The following is a 7,440-nucleotide window of genomic DNA, read 5'->3' on the forward strand; positions in this document are numbered from 1 at the left end:
GTTTCTGCTCCCCGGCTCCGGGCCCGGTGCGGCGCTTCTTCCGCGCCTTGGGTTTGCAGGTCAGCCCTTCGTCGCGCCAGAGCCGGCGCACCCGCTTCCTGTTCAGTGCCACGCCGTCCCACTCGGGCCGTGCCAGCAGGTGCCAGCGGGCTTTCCGCCAGCCCCAAGCGGGGTGCTTCACGGCGACGGCACGCAGGGCTGCGCGGAGCTGCATTTCCTCGAAGCCCATGCCGGGCTTCTTCTTGCGGAACGCGGACCGGTTCTGGCCCAGGACCGCGCAGACGAAGCGTTCGGATGCCCCGAACTTCTCCACCGCCATGCGCACGGCACGGCGGCGGGGTTCGGGGCTCAGAATTTTCCCTTGGCCACCTCATTTAGGATGTCGATGGCCAGTTCCTTCTCCGCCAGCAGGCGCTTGAGGCAGGCGTTTTCCTTCTCCAGCTCCTTCGTCCGTTTAGACGCCTCGGCGTTCTTCTCGGACCCGTACTGGTTCAGCCATCGGTACCAGGTCGCCGCGGTGACCTGAAGCTCCTTGATGACCTCGACCATCGGGCGTCCGTCGTTGAGCATCTTCTGGCCCTGCCGGACTTTGGCGATGACCTGCTCGGGGGTGTGTCTGCGTGCCATGATTCGTGAATTTCCTCCTGTGTCCATTCTCGGACACGAAACTCACACAGACACTGGACTNAGCTGGCCTGAATAGAGGCTTCCCTCGAACGGACACCCGCCATTTACCGCTGACAGAATAACGCCATCCACGGCTGTAATTCAAACGCCTCCGTCTATTCTCCTTAGATCTAATGGCCAACCTTCACGTACGTTGGCCCTAAGCATCGTCGCGTTATCCCCTTCGAAGACGTCGGCAACCTGCCACTACCTGCGGCATATTCGTGATCCACAGCTGCGATGATGGTTCGATGAACTCGACTCGGCTATCGTTCAGACACCGAACGATGGCTGCACATCGCCTCGACCAGGCTGTCAGCCTGTGCCTACTCCTGGCGGCAGTGGCCATCGTGGGCGGCATGTTGGTTTCCTGCTGGTGTGGGGTGAGTTGGTGATGCCCGGATGGGCTCTTAGCAGTTCGCTGCTCGTACTTTCGCTCGTACTCGCAATCGTCCGCGCATTTGTGCGCGACTCCCGGAAGGCTGCGTCGGGGGAGCAAAGATCTACCCGCAGGAGTTCACGACTGTGGGTGGGACTTGCAGTTTTGGTCGGAGTTTGCAGCGCAATCAGTGGGGTAGGCGACCTTGGTGCTACTTACACCGTCTTGCGTCCCCAGGGGCCCGGCTTCTGCCAGGCCGCAGTGAGAGAGCATTCGTTCTTGTTTGCCGGTGGCGGTGAGTTGTACGCAGTGGGGCTTGGTGGCTTTGGCAGGCCTGTTAGTTCTTGGACCGCTGATGATGGCTACCAGCCCATTGCCTCCGGGACGTATGAATTTACGTGGGGCGCCGAAGGTGCGCTTCTGTCGGTGCACGGTGACATCGACCCTGTTTGGCCGGCGTTGCACGACTTTGAATGCCCTAAGCGAGACAGTTGAGTGTTCCGGGCTTGTTGTGGCTACAACTGCCCGGGAATCCTCCGGCAATGGTGGCGCCCAACGATGAATCCAGGACTGGGTTCTAGGCCAGAACGCAGATCGTTCCGAGATGTTCCTCAACGATGCAACTTGGGAAAGCACTCCCGTGGTGCGCCGCCTTCGGGGCGATGGCCTTGTTGAAGGCCTTGTGATTCTGGATGTCGGCGTTCAGCGCCGCCACGCAAAGATCCCAGGTGCGGAGTAGCCCAGAGTAGTCGGGTTGCCGAGGGGTTGAATTGTGCCTCAGCAGGGTTGGGTATATGACTAGACGAGTTCATCGTGGAGGATGCGCGCAGCGTGACCCATTGCCTGCTCCGCGGACGGCTGGATGACGGCCGGCACCCGACTGCGAGTGAGGGCGACAACGACGAGGGTCTCGCCGCCGATGTGTTCGACGACGCCCGCTTCGTGACGGAGATGGACGAAGGAACCCGTTTTCGAGTGCCAGACCGACGTATCGGCTGAGAAATCCGGTGCGAGGCGGTGTCGGAATACGTTTCCAGCGAGCATCTCGCGCAGAGGTGCCGCCACCGCGTCGTCGATGCTTCCGTCCCAGATCTTTTGCAGGAGATCGGCAAGCCCGCGCGCGGTGCCGGCGTTAGCGCGCTCGATGTCTAGTTGGGGCAATGGAGAGGGGTGCCCTTGTTTGTCAGCAGAAACGACGAGCGAGTGCACCGTAGCAGCATCGCGGGTTAAGGTTTGCGTCGCGAGCGAGGCATAGAGTTCGCCGATCGGATGACGCAAGATGATGCCGCTCGTGCCGAGGGCCTGGAGCCATTCCGTGACGTCGCGCGGGGAGACGATGCGGAAAATTGCATCCGCGGCCGTGTTGTCGCTGATCTCTATCGCAAGCCGGATGAGATCCCCTACGGCGATCGTAGCCGAGTGGGCAAAGCGGGCAAGGCCGGGACCACCCTGAGATCGGCTCGTGTCATCGATGCGCACCGGCGTGCTGAGATCGAGCTTACCCTGGTGCGCGGCGTCGAGCGCGGCCGCTGCGAGGGGCAACTTGGCGACAGACGCCAGCGGGAAGGGCCGATCGGCGTCAAGCGCAAGCTCGTGTCCCGTGCCGAGGTGACGCACGAGAAGAGATCCCGAGAGTCCCGCGGCCTCGAGCACGTGCGCTGCCCGGCGCAGTGCGCTCGTCCCGGCACCGGCGTCGTGCGCCGAGACGGTCAGGATTGCTCCCGCCTGACGCCGCCGAGGGCCGCAGCGAATTCCCGTTGAAGGGTCGCCTCGAACAGCTTCCTGCCATCTGGCGTGCGCGACTCAAGCCGATAGGCACGCGCGAGTGTCAATTCGCGCACCTCGAACCATTGCAAACGCCACGCGGCCGCCTGCTCTCGAGTGCAGAGGACCCAGTCGTCGCCTGCTAGCGCTCCGGTGAGCGCGCTGACGACGCTTGGGGACTCGTAAACCTGATGTGCTGCCAGCCCGGATTCCGCAGCGGACTCTCGTAACGCGGATAGAAGTTGGGCGGAGGCATCCTCCGCCAGCACTGCGAGACGTGAGGCCGCGCGTGGCCCCAGAGCACGGGTCGGACGCAAAGCGGCGAGTGTAAGCGGCCTGAGCCGATCGGTAGCCTGCGCGAGGCCCAGCGGCACCACCCAGTCGGCTCGTGCTGTCTCGACCGGGAGAAGGGCGGCATCCGCTTCCCCGAGGCGAAACCGCAAAGTACGCCGCTCCAGGTCATTTTCCTCGATCTCGAGGTCCGTGCCCGCTCCGAGCGCGCGTAATCGAAGGGCTGCCCACAGCGCGGGATCAAGATCACAGGGTACGAGAAGGCGGACCGTGCCGCTACGGTGGGATGTTGCAGCATCGAGGAGTGAGCGTTCGGCGCTCAGCAGCGCCTGTGCATGTCCAAGAAGTGCAGCGCCGAGGGGCGTCAGACTCACCTGGCGCGTGCTTCGCTCGAGCAGCGCTCCGCCGAGTTGGGCCTCGAGGCCGGCGACTCGGCGACTCACAACGGGCTGCGTCGTCCGTTCGTCCTGCGCGGCGGCCGAGAAGCTTTGCCGACGAGCGACGGCGACGAACGCGCGCGCACCGCTAAGGACATCCATCCCTCAATTATGCCGTTGATGCATCAATCCTGTCATTTTTGGCTTTGAGCGAGTCAGATTTTCCACTCAGACTGGCTGCATGGATCAACTTCATACATCCCAGCCGCAAGATCGGCCCTTCGACTCGACCCGTCGCAAGATCCTCTTGTTCGGTGCAGGCGGAGTACTCGCAGCTTCAATGGCCGCTACGGGAGGCCCAGCTTCCGCACAGGAGAAGCCGCCCGGGACGGGGAGCGTCCATCGACGTCTCGACCGGGCAATCGCCGACCTCGAATCGGCGCATGGCGTCACGATCGGGATTGCCGCGGGCCGACGGGGGCAAACCTCCTATGCATACCGAGGCGGTGACACGTTCCCGATGTGCTCTCTTTTCAAGACTCTTGCTGTTGCCCGACTGCTCCGCGACCACGCGTACGACGATGAGTTCTGGAAACGCCGAATTCTGTTCCGTGGGGATCAGATTGTGGAGAACTCCATAATTTGCGCTGCCGACCAGGACAGGGACATGAGCGTGGAGGAGCTCACCGACGCTGCCCTGCGTTTCAGCGACAACACGGCTGGTAATCTCCTGCTCGAAGTCATCGGAGGTCCAATGCAGATAGGCGCATATGCGCGAAGTCTCGGTGCCCGTTCCACCCGTCTCGACCGCTGGGAGCCGGAGCTCAACGAGGCGCTTCCTGGGGACCTTCGCGATACCAGCACACCGTCTGATATCCACAAACTCTACGAGGCCCTCTTGCTCGGCGACGCGCTGAGTGCACTTGGGCAGGCCCGTCTTCGCGGTTGGATGCTCCGCAATACCACCGCCGGCAAGCGGCTGGGGGCGGTTGTGCCACCTGGAGCTGAACTCGCCGACAAGACGGGTGCTGGCGATTACGGAGTCGTGAATGACGCGGGCGTCGTGTGGCCGGATGCGGGTCCTCCGCTGACACTCGCCGTGATGACCAAAACGGACGATCCGGATGCGGTGAACAACAACGCCGTCGTCGCGCGCGTTGGCCAGCTCGTTTTCGCGGAACTCCTTTGATGGCCGCTCACCCAATGGGGCGTGTTACCGGTGTACTCACCGGACTCGCGATCGGATTCGCTTCCGCTGCGCTCGTTCTTGCTCCGTGGCTTGCCACCGGCGCCAAGCTGCCGCTTCAAAATCTTTGGCAGGCCGGCGTCCTGCCCGAGGACATGCCGTTGGCGCTCCTGCCCGTGAACCAGTATCACGCGCTGCGGGTCGCTGTGTTGCTCTTCGTTGGCGGAGCCGTCGCAGCCCTGGGCGTGCGATTTTTTAGGCGGGTGGTATATGCGCAGGCGTGGTCCGCTGCAGTTGGCGTCCTCCTCGTGCACAGCATTGCGATAATCCAGAGCTTCGCGGTCGTCGCTGACGGCTTGGGAGTTCACGGGCCGCGAGTGGACCAACGGGCGGTGCTTTACTTCGGAGGCTTGCTGGGCGGCGCCGTCTTCGCGGCGCTGCTGGCTCAAGCAGTGTTCTGGCTGGTATCCCGCAGTTCCGTCAGTCCAGTCTCTCTTGGCCTAGCCCTCTCGGCTGTGCCCTTCTCATCCTGGATCGTGGACGCGGTTTCGATGCTGAGCCCTCCGACCGGTCTTCCAATTGAGGTCTCGTTGATCTCGACATGGCTTCCCGCGGTCATCGTAGGCGTGGTGCTCGGCCGGTGCGGTATCCGCCCGCTCCGGCGGCTGATTGTCTGGGTTGTGTCTCTAGCCGCCCTGTGGATCACCCCCGCGCACTTCACATCCGTGAGGAGCGCACTCGAAATGCGTGTCCTAGACGGCAATCTTCATGCAATGAGCGAAGTAGTGACCCAGATTTTCTCCCTCGCTTTGGGCATCTTCGCAGTCCCGGTGCTTTTCGCCCTGGTCTTGGGTGGAATCCTTACGGGCCTACACATGATGATCCGCCGTCGAGCGCACGGTTCAGGGTAGCGGACGGCGCCGGGCGCCCAATGGGGCCATGCGACACCGAAGCTTTAGGTCGCTTGACGCGTCCCGCGACCTAAAGGTCGAGAACGCTATCGCAGAAAAGGACAGCGCTCATAATTGAAATCGCTCATGTCCAAGGGTTCGCTGGGCGGAGGGTCGGATTCCAGCTTCGGAGCAAGCGCCGACCGGATACCTGGAAAAGATTTTCTCGTCGGGTGTCCTTTTGGCGGCGTCGCGGACGTCGTGTTGGTATATCGACCGATAAGAAGGAGTTGTCATGGATTACATGCTTTTTATTTGTAGCGATCCCTCAGCACCGAAATATGTGGCCGCCGAGGACAATATTGTGGAATGGGGGGCCGAAATGCAATCGCGGGGTGTCTCCCGTCACGGTGACAGGCTGCGCCCTGTGGAGGACGCAACCACCGTCACGGTCCGTGCGGGCGAAGTGGTGGTCTCCGACGGGCCGTTCTCCGAGACCAAGGAATGGATTGCGGGCTATGACATCATCGCCTGTACCGATCTCGATGAGGCCATCGAGGTGGCATCGAAACATCCCATGGCACGATTCGGCAAGATCGAGATCAGGCCAGTGTGGCCGCTCGGGGAGTAGCCATTCGTCCGGTGGCCGGCACTGATGATCGGGGGAGGGGTTAAGTGGTAACGGGGCCGACGGATGTGCAGACCGCCGTCGAGATGGCCTCCGCCGCCGAAACCGCGCGAATCACAGCAACCCTCATCCGCGTCACGGGCGACTGGAGCCTTTCCGAGGATAGTGTCCAGGATGCGTTCGCGCGCGCTCTTATCGACTGGCCGGTGCGCGGCATTCCCACGAACACCGGGGCCCGGCTGACCACCGTGGCCAAGAACAGGGCGATCGACCTTATGCGCAGTGCCGCCAGCGAAAAGAGGGCGGTGCGTGAACTCGCGATCCTCACTGAACTCGAAGAACTGCCGGACGGGCCCGGCAGAACTCCTGCGGCCGACGACGACCGGTTGCGTCTGATTTACACCTGTTGTCACCCTGCCCTCCCGCTCGATACCCGGGTGGCGTTGACCTTGCGCACGGTCGCCGGCCTCACCACAGGTGAGATTGCGCGCGCGTTCCTGGTCTCGGATGCAACCATGTCGAAACGACTCGTCCGGGCCCGTGCCAAGATACGGAACGCAGGGATCCCTTATCGTGTGCCGCCACCGGAGCTGATATCCGACCGCACGGCCGGTATTTTGGCCGTGCTCTATCTCATGTTCAACGAAGGATATTCGGCCACGGGCGGCAGCACATTGGTCCGCGAACCCCTTGTCCGGGAAGCGATTCGCCTGACCCGGCTGCTGATAGCCCTACTCGACGGTTTCCCTCAGGAACCGGAGGCTTTGGGTCTCCTGGCGCTTATGCTGTTCCACCATGCCCGGAGACGGGCGCGAACAGACGCCGCGGGGGACTTGGTGACGTTGGAGGCGCAGGACCGCGGATCATGGGACAGGGCTGCGGTTGCGGAGGCTGTGGCGCTGCTGGCGGATGCCGAGCAAATGGGCATTTCACGCCGTTCCGGGCCCGGGAACTACCGTGTCCAGGCCACCATTGCTGCCTGCCATATGATCGCCCCGGACTCTGGCAGCACGGACTTCGCAAAGGTGGCCTTGCTGTATGACCACCTTGGGCAGATTGCACCATCGCCGGTCATTGAGCTTAACCGTGCCGTCGCCGTCGCGATGTCTCAAGGACCGGAGGCAGGCCTGGCTGCGCACGTCAAGTTTCTGAGACAGTTTAATCGTTGTTTTTCGGTTACGCGGCCAGGGGTTCCTGGTCGCGGGTCTGGTGGGCGGCGAGGGCTGCGACCGGGGTTCGGTGGCCCGCTCGGGCGTTGG

The 7,440-nt window shown here is 62.8% G+C and carries 7 protein-coding genes and 1 pseudogene; 4 read left to right on the top strand and 4 right to left on the bottom strand.

What is annotated here, in order from left to right; all coding sequences use genetic code 11:
- The 4 genes and pseudogenes from ACZYZE_RS18810 to ACZYZE_RS18825 form a co-directional block, all read right to left on the bottom strand.
- Window positions 1–627 (bottom strand): annotated as a pseudogene (locus ACZYZE_RS18810) (transposase); the annotation flags it as partial.
- Between the two features lie 995 nt (window positions 628–1,622).
- The gene (locus ACZYZE_RS18815; RefSeq protein ID WP_463909536.1) at window positions 1,623–1,760 is read right to left on the bottom strand and encodes a hypothetical protein; all 138 of its coding nucleotides are present in this window, start codon (window positions 1,758–1,760) and stop codon (window positions 1,623–1,625) included.
- A gap of 83 nt (window positions 1,761–1,843) precedes the next feature.
- Window positions 1,844–2,797, bottom strand: coding sequence for a serine hydrolase (locus tag ACZYZE_RS18820; protein ID WP_463909548.1), 954 nt, complete (start codon window positions 2,795–2,797; stop codon window positions 1,844–1,846).
- On the bottom strand, window positions 2,755–3,639 hold the full coding sequence (locus ACZYZE_RS18825) for a LysR family transcriptional regulator (RefSeq protein ID WP_463909538.1): 885 nt from the start codon (window positions 3,637–3,639) through the stop codon (window positions 2,755–2,757). The genes ACZYZE_RS18820 and ACZYZE_RS18825 overlap by 43 nt, the downstream gene beginning before the upstream one ends.
- A gap of 79 nt (window positions 3,640–3,718) precedes the next feature.
- Between ACZYZE_RS18825 and bla the strand changes: the two genes are divergently transcribed.
- The 4 genes from bla to ACZYZE_RS18845 all read left to right on the top strand — a co-directional run.
- A complete protein-coding gene (gene bla, locus ACZYZE_RS18830) occupies window positions 3,719–4,666 on the top strand; it encodes a class A beta-lactamase (protein ID WP_463909540.1) in 948 nt (315 codons plus the stop codon).
- Between the two features lie 14 nt (window positions 4,667–4,680).
- Window positions 4,681–5,574, top strand: a complete 894-nt coding sequence (locus tag ACZYZE_RS18835) for a hypothetical protein (RefSeq protein ID WP_463909542.1) — start codon at window positions 4,681–4,683, stop codon at window positions 5,572–5,574.
- A 274-nt stretch (window positions 5,575–5,848) separates the two neighbouring features.
- Entirely contained in the window at window positions 5,849–6,184 is a 336-nt protein-coding gene (locus ACZYZE_RS18840) for a YciI family protein (RefSeq protein ID WP_463909544.1), read from the top strand.
- Window positions 6,185–6,249: 65 nt separating this feature from the next.
- Window positions 6,250–7,440 (top strand): RNA polymerase sigma factor (locus tag ACZYZE_RS18845; RefSeq protein ID WP_463909546.1); only part of this gene is annotated, 1,191 nt, incomplete at its 3' end.

Source organism: Pseudarthrobacter woesei, assembly GCF_055412745.1.

Bases quoted from the DNA above. Each gene is read 5' to 3' on its own strand.
- ACZYZE_RS18825 (WP_463909538.1), bottom strand. From the start codon at position 3,639: ATGGATGTCCTTAGCGGTGCGCGCGCGTTCGTCGCCGTCGCTCGTCGG.
- ACZYZE_RS18840 (WP_463909544.1), top strand. From the start codon at position 5,849: ATGGATTACATGCTTTTTATTTGTAGCGATCCCTCAGCACCGAAATAT.
- bla (WP_463909540.1), top strand. From the start codon at position 3,719: ATGGATCAACTTCATACATCCCAGCCGCAAGATCGGCCCTTCGACTCG.
- ACZYZE_RS18835 (WP_463909542.1), top strand. From the start codon at position 4,681: ATGGGGCGTGTTACCGGTGTACTCACCGGACTCGCGATCGGATTCGCT.